Source organism: Pseudomonas sp. GM_Psu_1 (genome assembly GCF_026544185.1).
In the GTDB taxonomy this organism is placed as follows: domain Bacteria; phylum Pseudomonadota; class Gammaproteobacteria; order Pseudomonadales; family Pseudomonadaceae; genus Chryseomonas; species Chryseomonas oryzihabitans.
Window position 1 is genome coordinate 92127 of sequence record NZ_JALNUX010000004.1, and the last position, 25175, is coordinate 117301.

At 67.9% G+C, this 25175-nt stretch carries 24 protein-coding genes; 14 read left to right on the forward strand and 10 right to left on the reverse strand.

Annotation, left to right across the window (positions count from 1 at the left end; genetic code table 11):
- Nucleotides 1–23: 23 nt before the first annotated feature.
- Nucleotides 24–794: a class I SAM-dependent methyltransferase gene (locus OXS31_RS07820; protein WP_267398630.1), complete on the reverse strand. Its 771-nt coding sequence runs from the start codon at nt 792–794 to the stop codon at nt 24–26.
- Between the two features lie 94 nt (nt 795–888).
- Here OXS31_RS07820 and rsgA point away from each other — a divergent pair, with 94 nt between their 5' ends.
- Nucleotides 889–1911 (forward strand): small ribosomal subunit biogenesis GTPase RsgA, encoded by a 1023-nt coding sequence (gene rsgA, locus OXS31_RS07825; RefSeq protein ID WP_007161170.1) that lies wholly within the window; start codon nt 889–891, stop codon nt 1909–1911.
- 48 nt (nt 1912–1959) lie between these two features.
- Here rsgA and OXS31_RS07830 read toward each other — a convergent pair whose 3' ends face one another.
- The 3 genes from OXS31_RS07830 to motA all read right to left on the reverse strand — a co-directional run bounded on the left by OXS31_RS07830 (nt 1960) and on the right by motA (nt 4734).
- The gene (locus tag OXS31_RS07830) at nt 1960–2559 is read right to left on the reverse strand and encodes a nitroreductase family protein (protein ID WP_007161171.1); all 600 of its coding nucleotides are present in this window, start codon (nt 2557–2559) and stop codon (nt 1960–1962) included.
- A 163-nt stretch (nt 2560–2722) separates the two neighbouring features.
- The gene (locus tag OXS31_RS07835) at nt 2723–3883 is read right to left on the reverse strand and encodes a flagellar motor protein MotB (RefSeq protein ID WP_042137344.1); all 1161 of its coding nucleotides are present in this window, start codon (nt 3881–3883) and stop codon (nt 2723–2725) included.
- Nucleotides 3883–4734 (reverse strand): flagellar motor stator protein MotA, encoded by an 852-nt coding sequence (motA, locus tag OXS31_RS07840; RefSeq protein ID WP_017642892.1) that lies wholly within the window; start codon nt 4732–4734, stop codon nt 3883–3885. The genes OXS31_RS07835 and motA overlap by 1 nt, the downstream gene beginning before the upstream one ends.
- 117 nt (nt 4735–4851) lie before the next feature.
- Between motA and OXS31_RS07845 the strand changes: the two genes are divergently transcribed.
- The 5 genes from OXS31_RS07845 to OXS31_RS07865 all read left to right on the forward strand — a co-directional run bounded on the left by OXS31_RS07845 (nt 4852) and on the right by OXS31_RS07865 (nt 12110).
- Nucleotides 4852–6369: an HDOD domain-containing protein gene (locus OXS31_RS07845; protein WP_267398631.1), complete on the forward strand. Its 1518-nt coding sequence runs from the start codon at nt 4852–4854 to the stop codon at nt 6367–6369.
- A 59-nt stretch (nt 6370–6428) separates the two neighbouring features.
- Nucleotides 6429–7238: a rhodanese-like domain-containing protein gene (locus OXS31_RS07850; protein ID WP_074584941.1), complete on the forward strand. Its 810-nt coding sequence runs from the start codon at nt 6429–6431 to the stop codon at nt 7236–7238.
- A gap of 16 nt (nt 7239–7254) precedes the next feature.
- A complete protein-coding gene (asd, locus tag OXS31_RS07855; protein WP_074584942.1) occupies nt 7255–8163 on the forward strand; it encodes an archaetidylserine decarboxylase in 909 nt (302 codons plus the stop codon).
- A gap of 67 nt (nt 8164–8230) precedes the next feature.
- The gene (locus OXS31_RS07860) at nt 8231–9991 is read left to right on the forward strand and encodes a molecular chaperone (RefSeq protein ID WP_108581475.1); all 1761 of its coding nucleotides are present in this window, start codon (nt 8231–8233) and stop codon (nt 9989–9991) included.
- A 40-nt stretch (nt 9992–10031) separates the two neighbouring features.
- Nucleotides 10032–12110, forward strand: coding sequence for an EAL domain-containing protein (locus tag OXS31_RS07865; RefSeq protein WP_044341041.1), 2079 nt, complete (start codon nt 10032–10034; stop codon nt 12108–12110).
- Between the two features lie 27 nt (nt 12111–12137).
- Here OXS31_RS07865 and serB read toward each other — a convergent pair whose 3' ends face one another.
- Nucleotides 12138–13292 (reverse strand): phosphoserine phosphatase SerB, encoded by a 1155-nt coding sequence (serB, locus tag OXS31_RS07870; RefSeq protein WP_027601093.1) that lies wholly within the window; start codon nt 13290–13292, stop codon nt 12138–12140.
- A gap of 189 nt (nt 13293–13481) precedes the next feature.
- On the opposite strand from serB, the gene OXS31_RS07875 reads away from it, so the two are divergent.
- The 3 genes from OXS31_RS07875 to OXS31_RS07885 all read left to right on the forward strand — a co-directional run bounded on the left by OXS31_RS07875 (nt 13482) and on the right by OXS31_RS07885 (nt 17266).
- Nucleotides 13482–14975 (forward strand): AhpA/YtjB family protein, encoded by a 1494-nt coding sequence (locus OXS31_RS07875; RefSeq protein WP_267398632.1) that lies wholly within the window; start codon nt 13482–13484, stop codon nt 14973–14975.
- 21 nt (nt 14976–14996) lie between these two features.
- Nucleotides 14997–16535 carry a C13 family peptidase gene (locus OXS31_RS07880; protein ID WP_027598856.1) on the forward strand — a complete coding sequence of 513 codons (1539 nt, stop codon included), beginning with the start codon at nt 14997–14999 and terminating at the stop codon, nt 16533–16535.
- A gap of 89 nt (nt 16536–16624) precedes the next feature.
- The gene (locus OXS31_RS07885) at nt 16625–17266 is read left to right on the forward strand and encodes an oxidoreductase (RefSeq protein WP_017642883.1); all 642 of its coding nucleotides are present in this window, start codon (nt 16625–16627) and stop codon (nt 17264–17266) included.
- Nucleotides 17267–17572: 306 nt separating this feature from the next.
- Here OXS31_RS07885 and OXS31_RS07890 read toward each other — a convergent pair whose 3' ends face one another.
- Entirely contained in the window at nt 17573–18508 is a 936-nt protein-coding gene (locus OXS31_RS07890; RefSeq protein WP_017642882.1) for a LysR substrate-binding domain-containing protein, read from the reverse strand.
- Between the two features lie 126 nt (nt 18509–18634).
- Here OXS31_RS07890 and OXS31_RS07895 point away from each other — a divergent pair, with 126 nt between their 5' ends.
- From OXS31_RS07895 to OXS31_RS07910, 4 genes are all read left to right on the forward strand, one after another.
- Nucleotides 18635–20011: an L-serine ammonia-lyase gene (locus OXS31_RS07895; protein WP_267398633.1), complete on the forward strand. Its 1377-nt coding sequence runs from the start codon at nt 18635–18637 to the stop codon at nt 20009–20011.
- Between the two features lie 65 nt (nt 20012–20076).
- Nucleotides 20077–20301 carry a type II toxin-antitoxin system VapB family antitoxin gene (vapB, locus tag OXS31_RS07900; RefSeq protein ID WP_144956433.1) on the forward strand — a complete coding sequence of 75 codons (225 nt, stop codon included), beginning with the start codon at nt 20077–20079 and terminating at the stop codon, nt 20299–20301.
- A complete protein-coding gene (locus OXS31_RS07905) occupies nt 20301–20714 on the forward strand; it encodes a type II toxin-antitoxin system VapC family toxin (protein ID WP_144956430.1) in 414 nt (137 codons plus the stop codon). The genes vapB and OXS31_RS07905 overlap by 1 nt, the downstream gene beginning before the upstream one ends.
- A 40-nt stretch (nt 20715–20754) precedes the next feature.
- Nucleotides 20755–21231, forward strand: a complete 477-nt coding sequence (locus tag OXS31_RS07910; RefSeq protein ID WP_144956426.1) for a YbaK/EbsC family protein — start codon at nt 20755–20757, stop codon at nt 21229–21231.
- Here the strand turns inward: OXS31_RS07910 and OXS31_RS07915 are convergent.
- Nucleotides 21219–21347 carry a hypothetical protein gene (locus tag OXS31_RS07915; RefSeq protein WP_007161186.1) on the reverse strand — a complete coding sequence of 43 codons (129 nt, stop codon included), beginning with the start codon at nt 21345–21347 and terminating at the stop codon, nt 21219–21221. The genes OXS31_RS07910 and OXS31_RS07915 overlap by 13 nt on opposite strands.
- Nucleotides 21348–21492: 145 nt before the next feature.
- On the opposite strand from OXS31_RS07915, the gene OXS31_RS07920 reads away from it, so the two are divergent.
- Nucleotides 21493–22896, forward strand: coding sequence for a PLP-dependent aminotransferase family protein (locus OXS31_RS07920; RefSeq protein ID WP_074584947.1), 1404 nt, complete (start codon nt 21493–21495; stop codon nt 22894–22896).
- Here the strand turns inward: OXS31_RS07920 and OXS31_RS07925 are convergent.
- From OXS31_RS07925 to mpl, 3 genes are read right to left on the reverse strand one after another with little or no spacing between them, the layout of a single operon-like run.
- Complete coding sequence (locus OXS31_RS07925; protein WP_077171403.1) at nt 22893–23192, reverse strand: YceK/YidQ family lipoprotein; 300 nt, start codon at nt 23190–23192, stop codon at nt 22893–22895. The genes OXS31_RS07920 and OXS31_RS07925 overlap by 4 nt on opposite strands.
- Nucleotides 23185–23817 carry a flavin prenyltransferase UbiX gene (gene ubiX / locus OXS31_RS07930; protein WP_007161189.1) on the reverse strand — a complete coding sequence of 211 codons (633 nt, stop codon included), beginning with the start codon at nt 23815–23817 and terminating at the stop codon, nt 23185–23187. The genes OXS31_RS07925 and ubiX overlap by 8 nt, the downstream gene beginning before the upstream one ends.
- Nucleotides 23817–25172, reverse strand: a complete 1356-nt coding sequence (mpl, locus tag OXS31_RS07935) for a UDP-N-acetylmuramate:L-alanyl-gamma-D-glutamyl-meso-diaminopimelate ligase (protein WP_144956423.1) — start codon at nt 25170–25172, stop codon at nt 23817–23819. Before mpl ends, ubiX begins: the two co-directional genes overlap by 1 nt.
- Nucleotides 25173–25175: the final 3 nt, after the last annotated feature.

Below are 25175 nucleotides of genomic sequence, written 5' to 3' on the forward strand. Positions count from 1 at the left end.
GTAGCAGCGCGCCTGCCGCGCACCTACCGGCGCCAGAGCAGCAGCCGGCTGCCGCGCAGGTCCCCTACCTCCAGCACCCGATCCGCGGGCTGGCCGGGAATCTCGAAGGTGTTGCTGATCAGCCAGCTGCCGGCGCGCTGCTCCGTGCGGGCCTTGTCGCCCAGGCGTGGCATGGGCGCCGGCGAGAGAAAGCAGTAGACGACGTCGAACTCGCCCAGCTCCACCCGCCAGAGATCGCGATAGCGCACCTGGCAATTGCGCCGCGGCAGGCAGCGCAGCCAGGCCAGGGCGAAGCTCAGCGGCGCGGTCTCCACGCCGACGAAGGTGGCCTGCGGAAAGCGCCTGGAAAGATCGACCAGGGTATCGCCCAGGCCGCAGCCCAGGTCGACGAAGCGAAAGGTCGGCTCGCGCTCGGCGAGCAGTTCGGCCAGTCGCTCACGGGTCTGACGGCCGGTGAGATAGAGCGGTACCCGCTCGCGCAGACTGTTCCAGTTCAGCAGCAGCAGCAGCAGGAAGCCGAGCGCGGCGATGCCCGCCGAGAGCCCGCGACCGCTGACCAGATAGAGCGCCGGGGCGAACAGCAGATTGATGAAGACCCACCAGCGGGCGAGTCCCAGCAACTCGCCCAGCAGGGCCGCCAGTACCGCCTGCAGGCAGACCAGCGCCAGCAGCGAGGGGCGCTGGCCGGCGAAGCTGGCCCACAGGCGGATGCCGACGACGGCGACCACCAGGGCGGCCAGTTGCACCAGCACGGCCAGCAACAGCGGATAGCGCGAGGCGAGATGGGCCAGCATGGGGGCTCCGAAGCGACGAGGTACGCCAAGTTTAGGTAATCCGGGGGAGGCGGCCAATGCTAGACTCAGCGGTCCTGAAACCCGCGGACATCCCATGGCCAAACGCCACCTGACCCGTCGCCAGAGCTGGCGGATCGAGAAAATCCAGACCGAACGCGCCGCCCGCGCGGAAAAGCGCGAATCCAAGCTGATCGACGAGCTCGAAGGCGGCGACCTGGGGCCGGAGCAACAGGGCCTGGTGATCGCCCACTTCGGCGTTCAGGTGGAGGTCGAGGATGACGACGGCCAGCTGCAGCGCTGTCACCTGCGCGCCAACCTGCCGACCCTGGTCACCGGCGACCGGGTGGTGTTTCGCGCCAGCCTCCAGGGCAATGGCGTCATCGTCGCCCAGCTGCCGCGCCGCTCGGAAATCTGCCGGCCGGACATGCGCGGCCTGCTCAAGCCGGTGGCGGCCAACGTCGACCGCCTGGTGATCGTCTTCGCCCCGCTGCCCACGCCCCACGCCAACCTCATCGACCGCTACCTGGTGGCCGCCGAGCACGCCGGCATCCAGCCGCTGCTGCTGCTCAACAAGGCCGACCTGATCGACGAGCACAACGGCCCGGCGCTGGACGACCTGCTGGGCATCTACCGCGAACTGGACTATCCGCTGCTGGAGGTCTCGGCCCACAATGGCCTGAGCATGGACCAGCTCAAGAGTGCCCTGGACGAGCACGTCAGTGTCTTCGTCGGTCAGTCCGGGGTGGGCAAGTCGTCGCTGGTGAATGCCCTGCTGCCGGGAGTCGATACCCGCGTCGGCCCGCTGTCCGAGCTGACCAACAAGGGCACCCACACCACTACCACCGCCCGGCTCTTCCACTTTCCCGACGGCGGCGACCTGATCGACTCGCCCGGCATCCGCGAATTCGGCCTCAGTCACGTCAGCCGTGATGATGTCGAAGCTGGCTTCAAGGAATTCGGCGACTACCTGGGCCACTGCCGTTTCCGCGACTGCAAGCATGAGCGGGAGCCCGGTTGCGCCCTGCTCGCTGCCCTGGAGCGCGGTGACATCCATCCGCAGCGGATGGCCAGTTACCGGCATATCCTGGCCAGCCTCGAAGGCGAGTCGCGCTACTAGGCAAAACGCCGGGCAAGCCCGGCGTTTTGCTCTATCAGTCGAGGACCATCAGCCAAAGACGCGGAAGCGCTCGGCGTCGTCCATGAAGCCCTTCTCGGGGAAGTCGCCTTCGTTGGAGCCGAAGGGCATCTGGGCGCGCAGGTGCCAGGTCTCCGGCAGCTTCCACTCGGCGGCGGCCAGGGCGTCGGGCAGCGGATTGTAGTGCTGCAGGCTGGCGCCGATACCGGCATTGGCCAGGGCCGTCCACACCGAGAACTGGGCGATACCGCTGGCCTGCTCCGACCAGATCGGGAAGTTGTCGGCGTAGGCCGGATACTTGTCCTGCAGGCCGGCAACCACATGCCGATCCTCGTAGAACAGCACGGTGCCGGCACCGGCGGCGAAGCTGTTGATCTTGCCTTCGGTGGCGGCGAAGGCGTCGGCCGGCACGATCTGCCGCAGCGCCTGCATGACGAAGCCCCAGAACTTGTCGCTCTCGGCGCCGAACAGGATCACCGCGCGCGAACTCTGCGAATTGAAGGCGGAGGGCGACAGCTTGACGGCCTCCTGGATCAGCGCGGTGACCTGGTCCTGGGCCAGCGGCAGATTCTTGCCCAGCGCGTACTGGCTGCGGCGGCGCTTGATGGTGTCGATAAAGGCGTTGCTCATCGGAAGGCTCCTGCAAGGGAATCGGAGATCGGGAGACCGCGCACGAGGGCGCAAGGTGCCCGATCCGTCATGAAACCCCTGCAGCTTAACCAGCCGTCTTCACGTCAACGGACGAAAAAACCGAACGCTAGCAGCGAATTTTCCTATCTATCAGCGCGACCGTTCAGGGCTTGCTCTGGATGACACCCGCATCGAAGGCATTGATCTGCTGCTTGAAGGCCGCGTTGTTGATGGGTTGCGCCAGGTTACCGGTGGCGCTGACGCCACCGCTGGAGACCCCGCTCCGGCTCGCCGCCGGGGCGGCGCCGGCCGCGGGCTTGGGTGCCTGGTTGCCGCCGGCGCGCCCCTCGATGGCCTGCTGGGCCTTCTTGGTCAGCACGATGATGTCGATGCGGCGGTTGACCGGATTGAGCGGATGCTCGCGATCGAAGGGGGCCGAGGAGGCATAGCCGACGATCCGCGCCACCTGCTCTTCCGGATAGCCACCGGCGATCAGCGCCCGGCGTGCGGCGTTGGCGCGACCGGCGGACAGCTCCCAGTTGCTGAAGTCACCCTTGCCGTTGTAGCGCGCCGCATCGGTATGGCCGCTGATGCTGATCTTGTTCGGCACTTGGCGAATGGTGTCGGCCATGGCCAGCAGGATGTCCTCGAAATAGGACTTCAGCCGCGGACTGCCGGAGTCGAACATCGGCCGGTTCTCGGCATCGACGATCTGGATGCGCAGGCCGTCCTGGGTGATTTCCAGCAGGATCTGGTCCTTGAACTTCTGCAGTTCCGGATTCTGCTCGATCTTGTTCTGCAGCTCCTGCAGCAACAGCTCCAGGCGCTCCTTGTCGACCTGCTCGGCGATCTTTTCCGCCTGGCTGGCATCCATCTTTTGGGCCTGCTGGTTCTGATCCTTCTGCGCCGCCGCATTCGGCTGGCGATCTGGCGAACTGTCCGGCGACTGGGTCGGATCGGGCTGCACCCGGTTGGAGTCGTTGGGGTCGGCGCGCTCCTCCATGTCCGGGTTGACCTTGTTCTGGGTCGAATCCGGCTGGGCCTGGATCTCGGGATTCAGGGTGCGGTCGGGCGCCGGCGTCGGCGTGCCGCCCAGGTCGATGACATAGGGGCTGGCGCTTTCGGTGAAGCCGATCGGATCCTGGAAGTAGCCGGCGATGGCCTTCTTCTGTTCCGGGGTGGCCGAGGACATCAGCCAGAGCACCAGGAAGAACGCCATCATGGCGGTGGCGAAGTCGGCGAAGGCGATCTTCCAGGCGCCGCCGTGGTGGCCGGCGGCGCTCTTCTTGACGCGCTTGACGATGATCGGCTGGTTGTTGTCCATCAGCTGCCCCGCATCGCCTGCTCGAGCTCACTGAAGGACGGCCGGTGCGCCGGGAACAGCACCTTGCGACCGAATTCCACGGCGACGGTGGGCGGCATGCCGCTGGCAGCGGCGACCAGGCAGGCCTTGATGGCCTCCAGCACATTGAGTTCTTCCTTGGCGTCGTGCTCCAGGCAGGTCGCCAGCGGTCCGAAGAAGCCGTAGGCCGCGAGAATACCGAGAAAGGTCCCCACCAGGGCCGCACCCACGTGGCCACCGATGGCCGCCTGGTCGCCCTCGCCGAGCATGCCCATGGTGATCACGATGCCCAGTACCGCGGCGACGATGCCGAAGCCGGGCAGGCCGTCAGCGACCCGCGATACCGCGTGGGACGGATGCTCCAGCTCTTCCTTGATGCCGGCCAGTTCCATGTCGAACAGGCCTTCCAGCTCGTGGGGGGCCATGTTGCCGGAGGACATCAGTCGCAGGTAGTCGGCGACGTAGGCAGTCATCCGCTCATCCTTGAGGATGTTCGGGTACTTGCTGAAGATAGGACTGGCCTTGGGATCCTCGACATCCGCCTCGATGGACATCATGCCCTCGCGCCGGCTCTTGTTGAGGATCTCGTAGAGCAGCTTCAGCACGTCCAGGTAGAAGGCGTGGGTGAAGCGATTACCAAACATCTTCAGCGACTTCTTGAACACCTGCATGAAGGTGCTGCCCGGGTTGGCCTGCAGGAAGGCCCCCAGGGCGGCACCGCCGATGATCAGGACCTCGAGCGGCTGGATGATCGCAGCGATCTTGCCATGCGCGAGGATGTAGCCGCCGAGGACAGCCGCGAATATCACGATGATGCCGATGATTTTTGCCATGGTTGGGAATACTGTGTGCTAAGGAAAATTGAGCCGGGGAATCACCCTCACGCCCCCTTTATCGGACCCGGCGCCCCGGACTGAAGGCCTTTCATCAAATTTCAAGGCGACCGTCGTATGTCCAGCCGCCCGAACACTGTCGAAGACTGGGTCAAACACCTGGAAGGCGTGCGCCTGCCGGTGGCCACCGCCACCGCGGAGCGTCTGCGCCGCGCCCTGGCCGATGGCCGTCTGGCGTTGCATGAGATCGCCGAACGGCTCTGCGAGTCACCACCCCTGGCGCTGGCCCTGCTGCGCGAGGCCAATCGCGGCCATGCCAGCCTCGGCGATCCGGCCGCCAGTCTGGAAGCCGTGCTCGGCCGCGTCGGGCTCGGCCCGGCGGAATACCTGATCGCCCGCCAGCCGACCCTGCCCGAGGAACGCCTGCCGCGTCCGCTGCGGCAGCTGTGCCTGGTCAGCCAGCACGCCATGACCCTGGGGCTGGGCCTGTTCGGCGTGCCCCTGGCGCGGCTGTGGCCGGACATCCGTCTGGCCGCCCTGCTCTTTCTGGCGCCGCTCTGGCCGCTGGCGACCCGCTATCCGGAACTCTTCGAGGAATGGGAGCGGCGGGTGCTAGGCGAAGGCGAACCGGCGATAAAGGTCGAGCACGAGCTGCTCGGCGTGCCGGCGATCCGCCTGTGCCAGGCGCTGGCCCGTCACTGGCAGCTGCCCGAGTGGATCATCGAAGGCTATCGGCTGCTGGACCAGGATCGCCGGCAACTGGTCAGGGCGTTGCACATCGCCCATGGCGACGATCCCCTCGAACAGCAGCAGCACCTCGACGACGACCCCACGCTGCGGCGCTGGCTGACCCATCCCGGCAACACCATCCTCCTGGCCAACGGCCTGGCGCTGGCCAGCCACCATGCCTGGGACGGTCCCCACACCCTGCGCTGGCAGCGCTTCAGCGCCCTCTACCTGCAACTGCCACTGGCACGGGTGCAGAGTCGCAGCCACGAACTGGCGGTGCAGGACGCCCAGCGCCATGCCCGGCCCGGCCTCTGGCACCCGGCCGAAGGCCTGGTCTGGCCGCCGGGCGAACGGCGCCTCAAGCCGGTGCCCCGGGTCCAGGTCGCCAGCGAGGGGCAGGCGCAGCGCTGGCGCGGACTCTGCGAGCAGTTGCTGCACACGCCCAGCGCCTTCGCCACCCTGCCCCAGCTGTTCGATTGCGCCCGCCAGGCGCTGGTGGCCTGCGGCCTGCCGCGGCTGCTGCTGCTGACCCCGGATCGCAACGGCCAGAAGGGCAATGTCCAGCTGCACCATGGCCTGGACGACGCCCCCGGCCTGCAACTGGACATCGCCAGCCATCCGCTGCTGGCCAAGCTGTTCGGCAGCCCCGGCCAGTTGCGCATCGATGACGGCAACCGCGCGCGTTTCGCGCCACACCTGCCCGCCGATCTGCGCCGGCTGTTCAGCAACGAACGGCTCTGGCTGCGCAGTCTGGGCTTTGGCGAGCGGGTGGTGCTGCTGGCGATCCTGGACAGTGAACTGCAGCCGGAGGATCCCCGTCGGACCGCGGCGCTGGACAAGACCTTCACCTGCATCGAGCGCGCCATCGGCACCTTCGCCAATCGTCCGCGGGTACGACCGACCTGACGCTGGCCGGTCAACCTCGGTACACTTCACCTTTGCTACGGACCGACGGGAAATCCGCGATGCCCTTTTCCGCCCTGCCCCTGGTGATCGAACCGGCCGATCTCGCGGCGCGCCTGGATGCGCCCGAACTCATCCTGGTGGATCTCTGCAGCGCCGCCCACTATGCCGAGGGCCATCTGCCCGGCGCGCGCCATGTCGCGCCCGCCCGCACCCAGCTGGGCAGCAAGCCGGCGCCCGGTCTGCTGCCGGCCCAGGCGGACCTGGAGCAGCTGTTCGGCGAACTGGGCCAGCGCGACGAAGCCGTCTACGTGGTCTATGACGACGAAGGCGGCGGCTGGGCCGGACGCTTCATCTGGCTGCTCGATGTCATCGGGCACGGCCACTATCACTACCTCAACGGCGGCCGCCAGGGCTGGATCGCCGCCGGCCTGCCGCTGAGCACCGCGGTGCCCGCGCCGGCCGGGGCACCGGTCGCCCTGACCCTGCACGAGGAGCCCACCGCCAGCCGCGCCTATCTGCAGAGCCGGCTGGGCGCCGAGGACCTGGCCATCTGGGACGCCCGCGGCGCCGACGAATACCGCGGCGAAAAGGTGCTGACTGCCCGTGGTGGCCACATTCCCGGAGCGATCAACTTCGAGTGGACCGCCGGCATGGATCGCGAGCGCCAGTTGCGCATCCGCGAGGACCTGGGCGCCGAACTCGAACGCCTGGGCATCACCCGCGACAAGGAAATCATCACCCACTGCCAGACCCATCACCGATCCGGCTTCACCTACCTCGCGGCCAAGGCCCTGGGCTATCCGCGGGTCAAAGCCTATGCCGGCTCCTGGGGCGAATGGGGCAACCACCCCGACACCCCCATCGAATGACTGCCAAGGACCTCCCATGAAACTGCAAGACCGACTGTTCATCCTCGCCCAGCACCTGCTGCCGCACCATCTGCTGTCGCGGGTGATCGGCGGCTTCGCCGAGTGCCGGGCGCCCTGGTTCAAGAATCTGCTGACCCGCTGGTTCGTCCGTCACTATGACGTCGACATGCGCCAGGCCCAGGTGGAAGACCCCACCGCCTACGAGAACTTCAACGCCTTCTTCACCCGCGCCCTCAAGCCCGGCGCCCGCCCGCTGCCGGCCGAAGCCGGTGTGGTGGTGAGCCCGAGCGACGGCGCCATCAGCCAGCTCGGTCGCATCGAGCACGGCCGCATCTTCCAGGCCAAGGGCCACAGCTACAGCCTGCTGGAGCTGCTCGGCGGCGATGGCCTGCGCGCCGCGCCCTTCATGGGCGGCCATTTCGCCACCATCTACCTGTCGCCCAAGGACTACCACCGGGTGCACATGCCGCTCACCGGCACCTTGAAGGAGATGGTCTATGTGCCCGGCCGCATCTTTTCGGTCAACCAGCTCACCGCCGAGAACGTGCCCGAACTGTTCGCCCGCAACGAGCGGGTGGTCTGCATCTTCGATACCGCCGTGGGCCCCATGGCGGTCATCCTGGTCGGCGCCATGATCGTCGCCAGCATCGAGACGGTCTGGGCCGGCCTGGTCACGCCGCCCAAGCGCGAACTCAAGAGCTTTGCCTACGACGAGGCCGCGCGCGCGCCCATCACCCTGCGTACCGGCGACGAGCTGGGGCGCTTCAAGCTGGGCTCCACCGCCATCGTGCTGTTCGGCCCGGACGCGGTGAACTGGTCTGCTGAACTCGGCGCGCTGTCCACCGTCAACATGGGGCAACTGCTGGGGGTTCCGACCACGCCGGACCCCTTGACCACCGTTTCCGAGCCAGGGCCTCTCGCCTAGATGCGCGGTTCATTGCCCATCGAACCAGGAGTGTGCGCGGCGAATGGATAGCAAAAGGCCACAGCTCATGTTGCGGGTACCGACGCCCGATCAGCGCAGCCTGACGTTTTGTGACGCCACCCCGGCCGGCCTCAAGCGCTGGCTGGAGCAATTGCCACGGGCCAAGCTGGGCGAATTCGCCCGACTGCTCTATCAGGGCCTGCTGGAACTCAACCGGCTGATCCTGACGCCGGAAGCGCGCCTGCGCCTGCTCGAAGCCCTGCGCCCGGACGTGCAGCGGGTCTGCCAGCAGCTCGAGCGTCATGTGCTCAACCAGGCCATCGTGCTCGACGAACGCTCGCGCAAGGTGGCCAATCTCTGCCAGGCCCTGCAGAACCTGCTGGCCGCCGGCTACAAGCTGATCGTGGTCGAGGAAAGCGAGCGCGGCGAACGCAGCACCCTGCTGGCCACCGCCATCCAGCGCGCCCTGCGCGCGCTGCTCGGGCCGCTGATCCGCGCCGCCCAGCTCTATACCCCGGTGCACGACAACCTCTGGCTGGAGCTGCACCAGCTCTATCGGCTGGCAGTGACCACCGGCCTGCACAACCAGAAGATCCGCGACGAACTGCTGCCCGGCGACGGCAGCCAGACCATCACCCAGGCCTATGGCGCCGCTCTGCTGTTTGGCGCCGCACGCTGCAACCAGCTGCGCCAGAGCCATATCGCCCAGCTGACGCTGCACCTGGACGACTGGGCCAGCCTGATCCGCCTGCAAGGGCCCGAACAGAACGGCACCCTGATGGTGGTGGCGCCGCAGATCGACGCTCCCCCGCGCTATCGTTCGCTGTTGCGTGAAGCCAATCTCAACGGTCTGCTCGGTCTTGCGCCGCAACAACTGGTGCAGGCCATCGAGGACTACTTGGCGCTGGCGCCGGAGCAACGCCCGCGGGCGCGCCTGCCGGTGCACGGCGACCTGTCCCTGGATCTGCTGCAGCACCTGGTCGGCGCCTGGGGCCAGGAGGCGGACCGCGCCTTCCAGCGCATGCCCGGCCAGGGCCAGGTGCAGGTCTGCATCGGCATGAGCGCCCTGCACTACCAGCTCGCGGGGGGGCAGGTGTTCGCCGACACCCTGCGCCTGTCGGCGCAGGCCGTGCCGGACGCCTTCGCGCCCAAGCCCAAGGAAGACGTCTGGTCGCTGGCCTTCGATGCCGATACCCGCGCACCCGACGCCCTGGACTGGAGCGCCGAGTCCCTGGAAGAAATCCATTACGACGTCCTGCCCGGCGACGGCGAGGCGGCCAGTCCGGCCTTTCCGATCCATGCGGTGCAGGTGGTCAACCACAGTCCGGGCGGCTATTGCCTGAGCTGGAGCGGCGAGGTCCCCGAGCAGCTGCAGGCCGGCGAACTGCTCGGCGTGCGCCTGCCCGAGGATCACAACTGGGGCCCGGCGGTGGTGCGCTGGGTACGCCAGGTGCCCGGCAGCGGAACCCACATGGGCGTCGAACTGCTGGCCCCCACCGCACGGCCCTGCGGGCTGCAGCTGCTGCGCAAGGCCGAGCAGAACAGTCAGTACCTGCGTGCCCTGCTGCTGCCGGAGATCAAGGCCATCGACCAGGCACCGACCCTGATCGCGCCGCGACTACCCTTTCAGGAGGGCAGCAAGGTGCAGATCAATCAGCAGGGCAACGAGCAGCGCGGCATGCTCGACCGGCGTCGCAGCATGACGGTCAGCTTCAGCGTCTTCGAATATCACTTGCTGGAACAGAGCGGCGCTCAGCCCAGCGGCGGCCCTGCCGGCGGTGGCGCCCGGCAGGAAGAAGACTTTGACTCGCTGTGGAAGTCTCTGTAGCTTCGATAAATCATCGTTATCGCCAGGGCGCGAATAGACCATGGCCGCCGAACACAGTGCGATCCGCCTGTTACTGCTCGAAGCATCGCAGAACGAGGCGGAACGCCTGGTCAGTCTGTTCCGCAACGCCGGACGGGCGACGCGGGCCCAGCGTCTGGCCGACCCTGCAGGTCTCGACGAACTGCTGTCCCAGTCCTGGGACCTCGCCATCCTCGCCCCGCCCTCTCCCGAACTCGACAGCCTGAGCGCGCTGCGCCAGTTGCGTCGCCGCGTGCCCCAACTCGCCGTCATCCAGCGGGTGCCACCGGACGATCCCGCAGCGGTGCTCGACGCCCTGCGCCTGGGCGCCCGCGATGGCATCGCCAGCGACAACGACGAGCACCTGCTGCTGGCCAGTCTGCGCGAACTCGGCAACCTGGCCGAGCGCCACGAACGCCGCCGCCTAGAGCAGGCCCTGGCCGAGGCCGAACAGCGCTGCCAGCTGCTGCTGGCCAACGCCGTGGAGGCGGTCGCCTATGTCCACGACGGCCTGCATATCCACGTCAACTCGGCCTATGTGGAGCTGCTGGGCTATCCATCCGCGGAAGACCTGGAGATCACGCCGCTGATGGACCTCATCGCCGCCGCCGACCAGCCGGCGCTGCGCGAGGCCTTTCGCCAGTTGCGCGACGACCCCAGTCCCCTCGAACTGGACTGCCGGTGCGTCCGCCAGGACGGCAGCACCCTCGGTGTGCGCCTGCGCCTGACGCCGGCCATCTACCTCGACGAACCCTGCGTGCAGCTGCACCTGCGCGAGGAACGCGCGGCCCCGGCCGCCGAGGCCCTCGAGGAACAGCTGCGCGAGGTGCGCTTCCAGGACACCCTCACCGGTCTGCTCAATCGCAGCCGCATGCTCGAACTGCTCGAAGACGCCCTGGAGCGCGCCCGACTCGGCGCGCCGGCGAGCTTCGCCTACCTGAGCATCGATCGCTATCCGACCCTGCTGGCGGAGCTGGGCATAGGCGCCATGGACGAGTTGCTGGTGGCCCTGGCCGAGCGCCTGCGCGAGCACTTCGGCACCCTGGTGACCCTCTCGCGCTTCGCCGATGATGCCTTTACCGCCCTCCTGCCGCAGGCGGCCGACGCCAGCCTGGACAGCGCCTTCGAGCGCCTGCTGGGTCGTCAGGAGCGGCAGCCGCTCACCCTGGCCGGACGCACCCTGGCGATCAGCTATTCCATCGGCGTGGTAAGCCTGGACAACCACACCAAGAGCGCCGGTGATCTGGTGGACCGGGCGCACCGCTCCGCGCGCCAGGTCGCCCAGCGCGGCGGCAACGCCTGCAAACGCTACGATCCCCAGGAAGAGCTGGCCGCCGCCGCCAATCGCGGCAATCTGGTGGCCATGGTCAAGCAGGCCCTGCAGCAGAACGGCTTCCGCCTGCTGTTCCAGCCGGTGATCGGCCTGCGCGGCAGCAGCCACGAGTACTACGAGGCGCTGCTGCGGCTGGTCAATCCCCAGGGCGAAGAGGTCTCCCCGGCCGAATTCGCCCGCACCGCCCGCGACAGCGGCCTGAGCGGCCAGATCGATCGCTGGGTGATCCAGCAGGCGGTGCGTCAGCTGGGCGAACACCGCGCCCGCGGCCACGGTACCCGCATCTTCGTGCACCTCTCGGGCGCGACCCTGGGCGATCTGGAGTTGCTGCCCTGGCTGCGGGAAACCCTGCAGGGGCAACAGCTGGACGCCGAGGCGGTGATCTTCCAGCTCAGCGAAGAAGACCTGCTGGCCCAGCCGGAGCAGGCCCTGGCCATGGCGCAGCGCCTGCGCCGCCAGGGTCATCCGGTCACCCTGAGCGGCTTTGCCGCCGGCGATCCGCCCCTGGCGGCGCTGCGGCTGCTGGTACCGGATTACGTCAAGCTGTCGGGCAAGCTGATCAAGGATCTGGGACAGCCGGAGCACCAGGAGCGGCTCAAGGCCATGGTCGCCGAGTTGAGCGCCCAGAACGTCCAGACCATCGCGCCCTTCGTCGAGAGCGCCAGCGTGCTGGCCCAGCTCTGGCAGGTCGGGGTGCACTTCATCCAGGGCTACTACCTGCAGGAGCCCAGTCAGGCGATGGACTACGAATTCCACCCCGAGCACTAGGGCTCGGGGTGGCCGTCGAACGGGACCTCAGCCGCGGGTAAGCCGGTCTTCCACGCCGAGCAGATAGAGCACGCCATCCAGGCCCAGCACGCTCACCGACTGGCGCGCGGACTGGCGCACCAGCGGCTTGGCGCGAAAGGCCACGCCCAGCCCGGCCAGGGCCAGCATCGGCAGGTCGTTGGCGCCGTCGCCCACGGCGATGGTCTGCTCCAGCGTCAGGCCTTCACGGCTGGCCAGTTCCTGCAGCAGGTCGGCCTTGCGCTGGGCATCGACGATGGGCTCGACGGCGCGGCCGGTCAGCTTGCCGTCGACGATCTCCAGTTCGTTGGCATAGACGTAGTCGATGCCCAGCCGCGCCTGCACCTGGCGGGCGAAATAGGTGAAGCCGCCGGAAAGGATGGCGGTCTTGTAGCCCAGCCGCTTCAACTCGGCAAACAGCCGCTCGGCGCCCTCGGTCAGGCGCAGCCCGGCACCGATGTCTTCCAGTACCTCTTCGGACAGGCCCTGCAGCAGCGCCATGCGCTCGGTGAAGCTGGCGCGGAAGTCGATCTCGCCACGCATGGCGCGCTCGGTGATGGCCGCCACCCGCTCGCCGATGCCGGCGGCCTTGGCCAGTTCATCGATGACCTCGGCCTGGATCAGGGTGCTGTCCATGTCGAACACCGCCAGGCGGCGATGCTGCCGCGGCAGATCGTCAGGTTGCCAGCCGATGTCGGCCTGGCCTTCCTGGGCCAGCGCCAGCAGCCCCGCGCGCAGCGCCTGGGGCTCGTGCGGCTCGCCGGTGACGCGCAGCTCCAGGGCGGCGCGCGTGGTCGCGCCCGGCTCGCTCAGGGCGCGGATGGCATGGATGTTCAGGCCCTGCTCGCGGCACAGCGCGGCCAGGCGGGTCAGCGGCAGATCGGCCAGGGTACGACCCATCAGCGTCAGGACATGGGCTTCGCCGGTTTCCGGCGCCGGCTGCGCCAGGGGCGCCACCTGCAGGCCCAGGGCCTGCAGCGCCTGCTGCAACGCGGCGCCAGCACTTGCCGGGCTGACCAGCAGGGTCACGGCGGCACTGTTGTCCAGCCCCTGCTGCTGCAGCGATTCCAGCCGGGCACCGGCCGCGGCCAGGGCGCCGGTGAGAGCAGCCAACCAGTCGGCGGGCAGGATGCCCACGGCCTGGAGTCCGATAACGTCTTGCATGGCGATCCCCTCGCGGAAAAGCGCGCAGTCTACCCTTTCGCCCCGACGGTGCCGAGCCATGGGCACCGGCTGGCGGCGGGAGTCCACCGCCGGCCTCTTTTGCGGGCGAAGCCCTGCATTCGCCGTTTTCGCACCCCTGGCGCGCTGGTTATACTGGCCGCACATTTTTTGTCCAAAGAAACGATTTCTGTGACCCGCCCCGCGACCGTCAAGCCCGATAATTTCTTCCTGCTGATCTACCGAGCCCTGCGCCAGCGTCGTGTGCCGGTGGCCTTGCGCATCGTTTCCCACAGCCTGCTGCTGGTGGCGGCCGCCCTGGTGATCTATGCCGGCATCATGAGCATGCAGTTTCGCCATGCCATGCAGCAGCAGGCCGACGCCGTCGGCCAGAGCCTGGTGACCCAGACGGCCAACTCCGCCGCCGAATTGCTGGTGGCCAACGACAACCTCAGCCTCAATGTGCTGCTGAGCAACCTGGCGCGCAATCCGCTGGTGGCCCATGCCGCGGTCTACAGTCCGGACAACCGGGTGCTGGCCGAATCCGGCACGCGCCCGAGCCAGGGCCTGCTGACCGCTACCGACGGCATCTACAGCACGCCGATCCGCTTTCAGGACGTCACCGCCGGCCAGGTGCGCCTGGCGCTGGACATGGACCAGTTCCAGCAGCCGATGATGATCAGCCTGCAGAACATGGGACTGCTGGGCCTCATCCTGTTGGCCCTGACGCTGATCCTCAGCCTGCGCCTCGGGCGCCAGCTGTCGACGCCGCTGCTGGAGCTGCGCGTCTGGCTGCGCGATCCCGATGACCCCGCACCGGGCGCCGGTCGCCTCGACGAACTGGGCGACCTGGCTCGTCAGCTGCAGAGCCGCCTGATACCGCCCAAGCCGCCCAAGGCGGAAGTGGCCGACGAAGACGACGATCCCTTCGCCGACGAGCAGGGTGGCCTGAGCGTCAAGCCGCCTGCGCGCAAGGCCGCCGCCAAACCGGCCGCGCGCAAGGCGCCCGTGGCGGACGCCGACAGCGAGCTGGACGCCGACGCCTTCGCCGAGCTGGTACCGGACTCCTTCACCGAGCCGCCGCCCACGCCCGCTCCGGTGGTGCCCACCGAACCCGATATCGTCACCTCCGCGGTGCTGGCCATCCAGCTCGGCGCCCAGGACCAGCTCAGCCGGCTGCCGCGCAGCCGCCTCGAACAGCTGCTGGAGCGCTATCGCGACTGCCTGCAGCAGGCGACCGAGCTCTATGACGGCGAACTCCACACCCTCAAGGACGGGGGCAGCCTGATCCTCTTCCACGAGCGCAGCGACGACGACGACTACCTGACCCGCGCGCTGTGCTGCGGCGAGATCATGCGTGCCCTGGGTCATGCGCTGCAGGTGGAAGTGGTTGGCAGCGGTGCAACCCTGCAGCTGCAACTGGGTCTGACGCAGGGCGAACGCCTCGCCGGCCTGGAGCTTGCCCAATTGCTGGAAAACACCACCGTGCGCAATGCCCAGGCGCTGAGTCGCCACAGTCGCAACCTGTTGCTGGTCGAGCAGAGCATCGCCGAGGACGAGCTGCTGCGTAAACGCGCCCGTATCCGCACCATCGCCAGCCCCGCCGGGGCCAGTTGCGTGGAACGTCTCCTGGAACCCTACTCCGCGACGCTGGAGCGTCATCTGGTCCGGCTCGAGGCGCGTTAAAGCGCCCACCCGACCCCACCTATGAGCGCCCTCCTGCCCCGTCTCGCCCTCGTTGCGCTGTTGCTGGCGGCCTGCGCTGCCCAGGCGGCGCCCAACGCGAGCAGCGTGCGACTGCCCGATGGCGGGGTCTATACCGGCGAGATCGTCAGCGGTCTGCTCAACGGCAGCGGGCGCATCGAGTGGCCCAACGGCAACTGGCTCAAGGGCCGCTTCAAGGACGGCCTGGCCGAGGGCCCCGGCGAACAGCAATTCGCCGACGGTACCTACTACCAGGGCACCTTTCGCCGCGGTCTCTACCATGGCCAGGGCAATCTGATCAGCAGCAGCGGCTGGGAGTACCACGGCAGCTTCGTCAATGGCCGCATGCAGGGCCAGGGCTCCAAGCTCGACAGCGACGGCACCCAGACCATCGGCACCTTCAACGACGGCCACCTCAACGGCGTCGGCCAGTGGCAGGAGCCGGGCGGCGATCGCTATGACGGCGAATTCGTCGACGACCAGTTCGAAGGCGCCGGCGTCTATCGCAGCGCCGGTGGCGATCTCTGGCGCGGGCGCTTCAGTGGCGGCGAGCTGACCGGCAACGGCGAATTCGTCGGCAGCGACAGCAGCCAGTACCGCGGCGCCTTCCGCAACTGGAAATTCGATGGCCAGGGCGTGCTCACCAACAGCGACGGCAGCGTCTATCGCGGCAACTTCGCCGATGGCGTCTATGCCGGCATGGGCGTCCTGACCCGCGCCGACGGCCAGGTGGAACGGGGTCTCTGGGAGGGCGGCAAGCGCATCCGCGACGACCAGGGCCAGTACATCGCCGATCCCCTGGAGCGCGCACTGCTCGACCAAGGCAAGGTGCTCGATCAGGAATTGCAGCAGATCCCCGCCTCCACCCCCGCCACCGAACTCTATGGCCTGGTCCTGGCCGGCGACGGCGGTCAGGGCGTGTTCCAGCGCGAGGCCAACTATGTGGCCAACTTCCTGACCACCACCTGGGGTGCCCGCGACGTCGTCCACCTGATCAACGCCAAGGACATCCGCAGCGACCATCCGCTGGCCACCCGCGAGAATCTCTATCAGAGCCTGCAGGCCCTGGCCCAGCGCACCGGTCCGGAAGACCTGATCCTCATCTACCTGACCAGCCACGGCTCGGCCGACCATCAGCTGGTGCTCTCCCAACCGGGCCTGGATCTCTCCAGCCTGCCGGCGGCGGAGCTCGGCCGCCTGCTCGCGCCGCTGCGCGGACGCGACAAGCTGATCATCGTCTCCAGCTGCTACAGCGGCGGCTTCATCCCGCAACTGCAGGACGACCATACCCTGGTGATGACCGCCTCCAAGGCCGATCGGACCTCCTTCGGTTGCACCGACGAAGCCGATTTCACCTACTTCGGCCGCGCCCTGTTCGCCGAGGCCTTCCAGCACACCGACGATCCCGAGCAGGCCTTCCAGCGCGCCCGCGACACCGTGTCGGTGCGCGAGAAGACCGAAGGCTTCGACCCGTCCGAGCCGCAGCTCTGGGCGCCGCCGGCCGTGCTGCAGAAGTGGCGCGCCTGGCGCGCGGGTCGCTGAGAACTGCCTTTGCCTTGGGGCTTTGACGAACAACCGGAACGCCTGAGGTCCAACCTGACATCAGCGGTCGCCGCTACAAGGAGAGCCCCGTGTACCTGACGCCTCAGCATGCCCTCATCGCCGGCGCCACTGGCCTGACCGGCGAACACCTGCTCGACCGCCTCCTCAACGAGCCGACGGTCCCCCGGGTGCTGGCGCCGACCCGTCGCCCGCTGGCGGAACACGCCCGGCTGGACAATCCGGTGGGTGACCTAAACAGCCTGCTGCCGACCCTGGAAGGCCCGCTGGATGTGGCCTTCTGCTGCCTGGGCACCACCATGAAGCAGGCCGGCTCCGAAGCCGCCTTTCGCGCCGTGGACTATGGCCTGCCCCTGGCGGTCGGCCAGCGCGCCCTGGAACTGGGCGCCCGTCACTACATCGTGGTCAGCGCCATCGGCGCCGATCCGCAATCCTCGATCTTCTACAACAAGGTCAAGGGCGAGCTGGAAGAAGCCCTGCGCGCCCAGGGCTGGACGCAACTGACCCTGGCCCGACCGTCGCTGCTGATCGGCCAGCGCCAGGAAGAACGCCTGGGCGAGCGCCTGGCCGCCCCCTTGTCGCAATGGCTGCCCGGCAAGTGGCACGGCATCGAAGCCGCCGTGCTGGCCCGCGCGCTCTGGCGTCTGGCCCTGGAAGAAGGCAAGGGCGTGCGCGTGGTGGAATCGGACGAATTGCGCAAGCTGGGGCGATAGAGGCGTAGAACCAGGGGCGGGGTTCCCAACCTCGCGGTCATGGCGATACGCCGATGCGGCCACTCCCCGCTCGGACAGCTCCCTCGCCCTCCGGGAGAGGGTTGGGGTGAGGGCACGCCGCACGACGAAGCCACCCGCGGAAAAGGCTGCGCCGTTTTTCACGCTACGGCGCCTGCACAAGACCCTCCTCGCTCAGATAAGCCCCCTCTCCCTCTGGGAGAGGGCTGGGGTGAGGGCGCGCTTCACGACGAACTCACCAGCGGAAAAGGCTGCGCCGTTTTCCACACTACCGAGCTATCACGCCCCTCAGGCCGGCTGGGCCAGCACCATCTGGTCGACCTCCTGCACCAGCCAGTCGTGCAGGGCGCGCAGGCGGGGATCGGCCAGGGCGCCCTGGGCATAGAGCAGCATGTACCTCTTGTGCGCCGGTACCGAACGGCCGAAGGGCGGCACCACCAGCACGCCTCGGGCCAGCTCGTCGGTGATCAGGGCGCGGCGGGCGATGGCGACGCCCATGCCGGCGATGGCCGCCTCGATGGTCAGGTGGTTGCGGTTGAAGGTGTGACCCCGGCGCACATCCAGCGCCGGCGCGCCGATGCTGGCCAGATAGAATTCCCATTCGGCGTATTCGTAGCTGCCGCGCCAGGCGGTGATGTCGTGCAGCAGCGGATAGAACTCCAGGTCCTCCGGCCGCTCCAGCGGCGGTCGTCCCGCCAGCAGGCTGGGCGCGCAGACCGGAAAGATCTCTTCCTCCATCAGCGGCGTCGAGGCCAGGCCCGGATAGCTGCCGTCGTTGAGGTCGATGGCCAGGTCGAATTCGCCCTCGCGCAGCGACCAGCTGCTGTCTTCGGCCACCAGCCGCAGTTGCAGGTCGGGAAAGCGCGCCTGCAGCCGCGGCAGTCGCGGCGTCAGCCACTTGCCCAGGAACGAGGGGATCGACCTGAGGCGCACCACGCCGCCGAACTGGCCGGCGTTTAGACGGCGCAATTCGGCGTCGATCAGCCCATAGGCCTGATTCAGGGTGGTTGCCAGGCGCTGGCCTTCGGCGGTCAGCTCCAGGCCACGGGCCACCCGGTGAAACAGCTTGAAGCCCAGGCGCTCTTCCAGCTGGCGCATCTGCTGGCTGATGGCGCCAGGCGTCACGTGCAGCTCTTCGGCGCAGCGCGTGAAGGACAGGTGCCGGGCGGCGCAGGCGAAGACCTGCAACCAGGCCTGGGTTTGGGCGTTGAGGATCCGGCTCATCGATGAGTTCCGCTAAAGGATCGCTTAGAAGCTTTCGTTTGTGCGAGCTGAGGGCTTATCACCACTATGAGCCATCCGCCGGCAGCTTGTCTGGCGACCATTCAAGCTCAATCAGGGATTATCGTCATGGCCATCAGCGTCTTCGACCTGTTCAAAATCGGCGTGGGTCCGTCCAGTTCCCATACCGTGGGCCCGATGCGGGCCGGCGCCCTGTTCGCCCAGCGCCTGGTCGACGAAGGTCTGCTGGAACAGGTCAAGCGGATCGAGGTACGCCTTTACGGATCGCTCTCGGCCACCGGCGTCGGCCATGGCACCGACCGCGCCACCCTGATCGGCCTCATGGGCGAATGGCCGGATCGCGTCGATCCCGCCGCCGTGGAGCCGCGCATCGAAGCCCTGCGCAACGAGCGCCAGCTGCTGCTCGCCGGGCGCCAGGCGATCCACTTCGACTGGCAGGAAGACCTGCTGCTCCTGGACGAGAGCCTGCCCTATCACCCCAATGCCATGACCCTGACCGCCTTTGGCGCCACTGGCGAGGTGGCCGAGGCGACCTACTATTCCATCGGTGGTGGCTTCGTGGTGGACGCCGCCCAGGCCGCCAGCGGCGTGCTGGACAACGACACCACCGAACTGCCCTACGACTTCTCCAGCGGCGCCGAGCTGCTGCAGCTGTGTCGCCGTCATGGCCTGGGCGTGGCCGAGCTGATGCTGGCCAACGAAAAGAGCTGGCGCTCCGAGGAAGAGATCCGCAGCGGCCTGCTGCGCATCTGGAACGTGATGCGCGAATGCGTGCAGAACGGTCTCGCCAACGAGGGCATCCTGCCCGGCGGCCTCAAGGTGCGTCGCCGCGCTGCCCGCCTGCACCAGAGTCTGCAGGCCATCGGCAAGCCCAACGTCATCGGCTCCACCCTCTCCGCCATGGAATGGGTCAACCTCTTCGCCCTGGCGGTGAACGAGGAGAACGCCGCCGGCGGACGCATGGTCACCGCGCCCACCAACGGCGCGGCCGGGATCATCCCGGCGGTGCTGATGTACTACATGAAATTCAACCCCGACGCCTGCGACGACGACGTGGTGCGCTTCATGCTGGCCGCCGCCGCGGTCGGCATCCTGTGCAAGAAGAACGCCTCCATCTCCGGAGCCGAGGTGGGCTGCCAGGGCGAGGTCGGCTCGGCCTGCGCCATGGCCGCGGCCGGTCTGGCCGAGGTGCTGGGCGCCAGCCCGGCGCAGCTGGAAAACGCCGCCGAGATCGGTCTGGAGCACAACCTGGGACTGACCTGCGATCCGGTCGGCGGCCTGGTGCAGGTGCCCTGCATCGAGCGCAATGCCATCGCCGCGGTCAAGGCGATCAACGCCGCCCAGATGGCCCTGCGCGGCGACGGCGAGCACTTCATCTCCCTCGACCAGGTGATCCGCACCATGAAGGAAACCGGCGCGGACATGCACAGCAAGTACAAGGAAACCTCGCGCGGCGGCCTGGCCGTGACCTTCGTGGAGTGCTGAGAGGCGCTTGATCACTCCAATGCGGCGTATATACTCCAATGTATATACGCCTCGAGGAGCTACCCATGGCCGAAGCCCGCGTGTTCAAGTCCGGTAACAGCCAGGCCTTGCGCCTGCCCAAGGAATTTCGCTTCGAATCGGATCGGGTAGAAATCTTCCGCCGCGGCAACGAGATCGTCCTGCGTGAGCTACGCCCCAGTGCAGCCGAGATCTTCGACACCTTGGCTGCCCTGTCACTGTCGTCCCTGGAGCGGGAAGACAATCCACCCCAGGTGCGGGAAGAACTCTAGTGCCGGCCCGCTACCTGTTGGACACCAACATCTGCATCTACATCGCCAAGCACAATCCGCCGCAAGTCCGCGAACGTTTCGCTCAGCACGGACGCGATGAACTGGCGATGTCCGTGATCACCTGGGGCGAACTCTGTCATGGCGCGGCCAAGAGTCAGCAACCCGAGCGCACTCGGGCGATCCTGGAACAACTCCGACAACAGATCGCCGTGCTGGAACTGGATGCGGAATGCGCCGAGCACTATGGTGCCATCCGCGCCGAGCTGGAGCGCCAGGGCAAGATCATCGGCAACAACGACCTGTGGATCGCCGCCCATGCCCGCGCCAGGGCGCTGATCCTGGTCAGCAACAACCTGCGGGAATTCAGCCGGGTCGCTGATCTGGCCTGCGAGAACTGGACAGCGGCCGACTGAAACGGCACGGTCGGCTCTGACCTAGACACAAGGAACGCCCATGAGCCTCGACTCCGTCCGCCAGCACCTTGCCTGCATCGCTCCCGATCTCGAGATCCTCGAGGCCACCACCAGTACCGCAACCGTCACCCTGGCGGCGGCCGCCCACGGCGTGGAGCCGGGGCGGATCGCCAAGACCCTGGGGCTGAAAGTCGGGGAGCAGCGGTTGCTGTTGGTGGCTCGCGGCGATGCGCGCCTGGACAACCGCAAGCTCAAGGCCGCCTTCGGTGGCAAGGCTAAGCTGCTCGATGCCGCCACCGTGGAAGGCCTCACCGGGCATCCGGTGGGCGGCGTCTGCCCGTTCGGGCTGGCCACCCCGCTGCCGGTCTATTGCGACGAATCGCTGAAAGCCTTCGACGAGGTATTACCGGCCGCGGGTGCCATCCACAGCTGCGTGCGCCTCACCCCGGAGCGGCTGGCCGCCCTCAGCGAGGCGCGCTGGGTGGATGTCTGTGAGGTGGGCGATCAGCGCAGCTGATCGTTCTTTTCCACGTCGCGCCGATCCTTGTTCAGCACCACGCAGGCGTAGTAGCCGCCGCCGAGCAGGATGAGCGCGAGCAGGCTGAAGAGAATCATGAAGATACCATCGTCCATGGCTGCCTCCGAGGGATGCCAGAAAGGGATGGATAAAGCTTAGGCCTCCCGCCGCCCGCGTTACAGCAGCAGGTAGACACATGAAAAACCGGATCAGATGGGGCCCTGCTCGCTATAGTGACGGTCTCCCCTGCCCTGGCCCTGCATGAAGCGCTACGAAAGATTCGCCGACCAGCTCGCCACCCTGATGACCCGCGGTGTCCTCGCCCCCGGCGAGCGGCTGCCCTCGGTACGCAGCGCCAGCCAGACCCATGGCATCAGCCCCTCCACGGTGTTCCAGGCCTATTACCTGCTGGAGAGTCGCGGGCTGATCGAGGCCCGCGAGCGGTCCGGCTATTTCGTCCGCGAACCGGCCCGGGCGCGCGACGCGGCGCCGCTGTTGGCGCCTCTGGAAGGCACCGAGGTCGCGGTGAGCGACCTGGTCTATTCGGTGCTGCAGTCGCTGCAGGATCCGGACATCGTGCCCTTCGGCTCGGCCTTTCCCAGCCCTGATCTCTTTCCCCTGGCGCGCCTGGCCCGCAGCATGGCCCACGGCCTGCGCGATCTGCCCGCCCAAGACCTCACCGCCTACGTCACCCCCGGTCATCCCGAGTTGCGCCGGCAGATCGCCCGGCGCTACGGCCTGGCCGGCATGCCGGAGGTCGGCGAAGAACTGGTGATCACCCACGGCGCCCTGGAGGCGCTGAATCTGGGACTGCAGAGCCTGACCCGTCCCGGCGATCTGGTGGCGGTGGAAAGCCCGGCCTTCTACGCCAGCCTGCAGGTGCTGGAGCGGCTGCAGCTCAAGGCGGTGGAGATTCCCGTCGATGCCGAGCGCGGGCTCAACCTGGACGCCCTGGAAGAAGCCCTGAGTCGCTTGCCGATCAAGGCCTGCTGGTTCATGAGCGGCCTGCAGAATCCCACCGGGGTCAGTCTCGACGATAGCGCCCAGCAGCGCCTCTATGGCCTGCTGCAACGCCATCAGGTTCCGCTGTTGGAAGACGATGTCTACGCCGAACTCTACAGCGGCAGCGAACCGCACCGCCCGGTCAAGCGCTTCGACCGCGACGGTCTGGTGCTGCACTGCGGCTCCTTTTCCAAGTGCCTGGCGCCCGGCTATCGCATCGGCTGGATCGCCGCCGGTCGCCAGGCCGGCGCCGTCGCGCGGTTGCGGCTGATGACCACCATCACCCCCTCGATGCCGGCCCAGGCCGCCCTGGCCGACTACCTCCAGCACGGCGGCTATGATCGCCACCTGCGTCGTCTGCGCCTGAGTCTTGATCGCCAGCGCCAGGCCATGCTGACTGCGGCGCGGCGCTACTTTCCCGCCGACACCCACGTCAGCCGGCCCCAGGGTGGCTACTTTCTCTGGTTCGAATTGCCCACCCGGGTGGACAGCCTGGCGCTCTACCGCCAGGCCCTCGCCGAAGGCATCAGCCTGGCGCCGGGCCCGATCTTTTCCGCGCAGCAGGGCTTTCGCCACTGCATCAGACTCAATTGCGGGCATCCCTGGGACGCCCGCAGCGAGGCGGCCATGGCCAGGCTCGGCGAGTTGCTGAAGGCGTTCTAGAGGCCGCCACGCACGCTGCCCCGCCCACCGATGGCGGCCGGCAGGGACAGCGGCAGCAGCAGGGTGTCGAGCAGGGCGCTGGCGGGCAGGTCCAGCACCGGCCAGGCCGGCGCCTCGGCGCCGAAGCGCTCCCAAGCGCAGCAGCCGCCCTGCAGGGCATAGAGATCCAGCCGGGTACCGGAATAGACCACCGGCGCGCCGGGCTTGGCGGCATCCAGGGTGCGCGCCGTGGCGCAGCCGCCGAGGACCAGGACGGTCGTTAGCAGCAGGCCGAGGCGCGCGACGGCCCTAGTCATCGTTGCCGGACAGGTGATGTTCGCCCCAGCGCGGCAGCATGTCCTGGGGGATGCCCAGGGTGTTGAGGATGCGCGCCACCACGAAGTCCACCAGGTCGTCGAGGGTTTGCGGCTGGTGGTAGAAGCCCGGCGAGGCCGGCAGGATGGTCACGCCCAGGTTGGACAGCTTGAGCATGTTTTCCAGGTGGATGCTGGAGAACGGCGACTCGCGCGGCACCAGGATCAGTTGCCGCCGCTCCTTGAGGGCCACGTCGGCGGCGCGCTCGATGAGGTTGTTGCTGGCACCGGTGGCGATGGCCGAGAGGGTGCCGGTGGAACAGGGGCAGACCACCATGGCCGCCGGAGCGCTGGAACCGGACGCCGGCGGCGCCATCCAGTCGCTCTGGCCGAACACCCGCACCTGGCCCGGCGCCGCGCCGGTGTATTCGGTGAGAAAGGCCTGCATGGCCTGGGGCTTGGGCGGCAGCACCACGTCGGTCTCGGTGGCCATCACCAGCTGCGCGGCCTTGGAGATGAGGAAGTGCACCTCGCGCTCCTCCTGCACCAGGCAGTCCAGCAGGCGCAGGCCGTACTGGGAGCCGGAGGCGCCGGTCAGCGCCAGGGTGATGCGTTCCGGGCCGGCCATCATGCCTGCTCCAGGGCGGCGGCCAGCTTGCCGTGCAGGCCGCCGAAGCCGCCGTTGCTCATGATCACCACGTGGGTGGGGCCGTCCAGCTCGGCCTGGACCCGGGTGATGATCGCCTCCAGGGAATCGCAGACCACGGCCGGTACGGCGCAGGCCTCGGCGGTGCCGGCCAGGTCCCAGCCCAGATTCGGCGGGGCGTACCAGATGACGCTGTCGGCGCCGGTGACGCTGGCCGGCAGGCCGTCACGGTGGGCGCCCAGCTTCATGGAATTGGAGCGCGGCTCGATGACGGCGATGATCCGCTCGCTGCCGACCCGGGCACGCAGCCCCTGCAGGGTGGTGGCGATGGCGGTGGGATGGTGGGCGAAGTCGTCGTAGACGGTCACGCCGCGCACCTCGGCGACCTTTTCCATGCGCCGCTTCACGCTGCGGAATTCGCTCAGGGCGGCGACACCCAGGCTCGGCACCACGCCGACATGACGAGCCGCGGCCAGGGTGGCCAGGGCATTGGCCACGTTGTGCTGGCCGGTCAGTTCCCAGTTCACCGTGCCCTGCACCGCGCCGTCGAACATCACCTCGAAGCGCGAGCCGTCGTCGGCCAGCAGGCGGGCCTGCCACTGGCCACCTGCGCCAGTGGTCTGCACCGGGGTCCAGCAACCCATCTCCAGCACCCGCACCAGGGCCGTTTCGGCGGTGGGGTGGATGATCAGGCCGCTGCTGGGGATGGTCCGCACCAGATGGTGGAACTGCCGCTCGATGGCCGCGAGATCCGGGAAGATGTCCGCGTGATCGTATTCCAGGTTGTTGAGGATGGTGGTTCGCGGTCGGTAGTGGACGAACTTGGACCTCTTGTCGAAGAAGGCGCTGTCGTATTCGTCGGCTTCCACCACGAAGAAGGGCGTGCCGCCCAGGCGCGCCGAGATGCCGAAATTCTGCGGCACCCCGCCGATGAGAAAGCCCGGACTCATGCCGGCGTGCTCCAGCACCCAGGCCAGCATGCTGGTGGTGGTGGTCTTGCCATGGGTGCCGGCGACCGCCAGCACCCAGCGGCCCTGCAGGACGTGCTCGGCCAGCCACTGGGGGCCGGAGACATAGGGCAGGCCCTTATCCAGCACGTATTCCACCGCCGGATTGCCGCGCGACAGGGCGTTGCCGATCACCACCAGGTCCGGCGCCGGATCCAGTTGGGCCGGATCGTAGCCCTGGGTCAGCTCGATGCCCTGGGCTTCCAGCTGGGTGCTCATGGGCGGATAGACGTTGGCGTCGGAGCCGGTCACGCGATGGCCGGCTTCCTTGGCCAGCACCGCGAGCGACCCCATGAAGGTGCCGCAGATACCGAGGATGTGGATGTGCATGAC

Excerpts from the sequence above, each read along its gene's own strand:
- asd (WP_074584942.1), top strand. The coding sequence starts at position 7,255 with ATGAAACTGCAAGACCGACTGTTCATCCTCGCCCAGCACCTGCTGCCG.
- OXS31_RS07865 (WP_044341041.1), top strand. The coding sequence starts at position 10,032 with ATGGCCGCCGAACACAGTGCGATCCGCCTGTTACTGCTCGAAGCATCG.
- OXS31_RS07915 (WP_007161186.1), bottom strand. The coding sequence starts at position 21,347 with ATGGACGATGGTATCTTCATGATTCTCTTCAGCCTGCTCGCGCTCATC.
- OXS31_RS07820 (WP_267398630.1), bottom strand. The coding sequence starts at position 794 with ATGCTGGCCCATCTCGCCTCGCGCTATCCGCTGTTGCTGGCCGTGCTG.
- ubiX (WP_007161189.1), bottom strand. The coding sequence starts at position 23,817 with ATGGCCGGCCCGGAACGCATCACCCTGGCGCTGACCGGCGCCTCCGGC.
- mpl (WP_144956423.1), bottom strand. The coding sequence starts at position 25,172 with ATGCACATCCACATCCTCGGTATCTGCGGCACCTTCATGGGGTCGCTC.
- OXS31_RS07845 (WP_267398631.1), top strand. The coding sequence starts at position 4,852 with ATGTCCAGCCGCCCGAACACTGTCGAAGACTGGGTCAAACACCTGGAA.
- vapB (WP_144956433.1), top strand. The coding sequence starts at position 20,077 with ATGGCCGAAGCCCGCGTGTTCAAGTCCGGTAACAGCCAGGCCTTGCGC.
- OXS31_RS07850 (WP_074584941.1), top strand. The coding sequence starts at position 6,429 with ATGCCCTTTTCCGCCCTGCCCCTGGTGATCGAACCGGCCGATCTCGCG.
- serB (WP_027601093.1), bottom strand. The coding sequence starts at position 13,292 with ATGCAAGACGTTATCGGACTCCAGGCCGTGGGCATCCTGCCCGCCGAC.
- OXS31_RS07890 (WP_017642882.1), bottom strand. The coding sequence starts at position 18,508 with ATGAGCCGGATCCTCAACGCCCAAACCCAGGCCTGGTTGCAGGTCTTC.
- OXS31_RS07910 (WP_144956426.1), top strand. The coding sequence starts at position 20,755 with ATGAGCCTCGACTCCGTCCGCCAGCACCTTGCCTGCATCGCTCCCGAT.
- OXS31_RS07860 (WP_108581475.1), top strand. The coding sequence starts at position 8,231 with ATGTTGCGGGTACCGACGCCCGATCAGCGCAGCCTGACGTTTTGTGAC.
- OXS31_RS07925 (WP_077171403.1), bottom strand. The coding sequence starts at position 23,192 with ATGACTAGGGCCGTCGCGCGCCTCGGCCTGCTGCTAACGACCGTCCTG.
- OXS31_RS07895 (WP_267398633.1), top strand. The coding sequence starts at position 18,635 with ATGGCCATCAGCGTCTTCGACCTGTTCAAAATCGGCGTGGGTCCGTCC.
- OXS31_RS07830 (WP_007161171.1), bottom strand. The coding sequence starts at position 2,559 with ATGAGCAACGCCTTTATCGACACCATCAAGCGCCGCCGCAGCCAGTAC.
- OXS31_RS07880 (WP_027598856.1), top strand. The coding sequence starts at position 14,997 with ATGAGCGCCCTCCTGCCCCGTCTCGCCCTCGTTGCGCTGTTGCTGGCG.
- rsgA (WP_007161170.1), top strand. The coding sequence starts at position 889 with ATGGCCAAACGCCACCTGACCCGTCGCCAGAGCTGGCGGATCGAGAAA.
- motA (WP_017642892.1), bottom strand. The coding sequence starts at position 4,734 with ATGGCAAAAATCATCGGCATCATCGTGATATTCGCGGCTGTCCTCGGC.
- OXS31_RS07920 (WP_074584947.1), top strand. The coding sequence starts at position 21,493 with ATGAAGCGCTACGAAAGATTCGCCGACCAGCTCGCCACCCTGATGACC.
- OXS31_RS07835 (WP_042137344.1), bottom strand. The coding sequence starts at position 3,883 with ATGGACAACAACCAGCCGATCATCGTCAAGCGCGTCAAGAAGAGCGCC.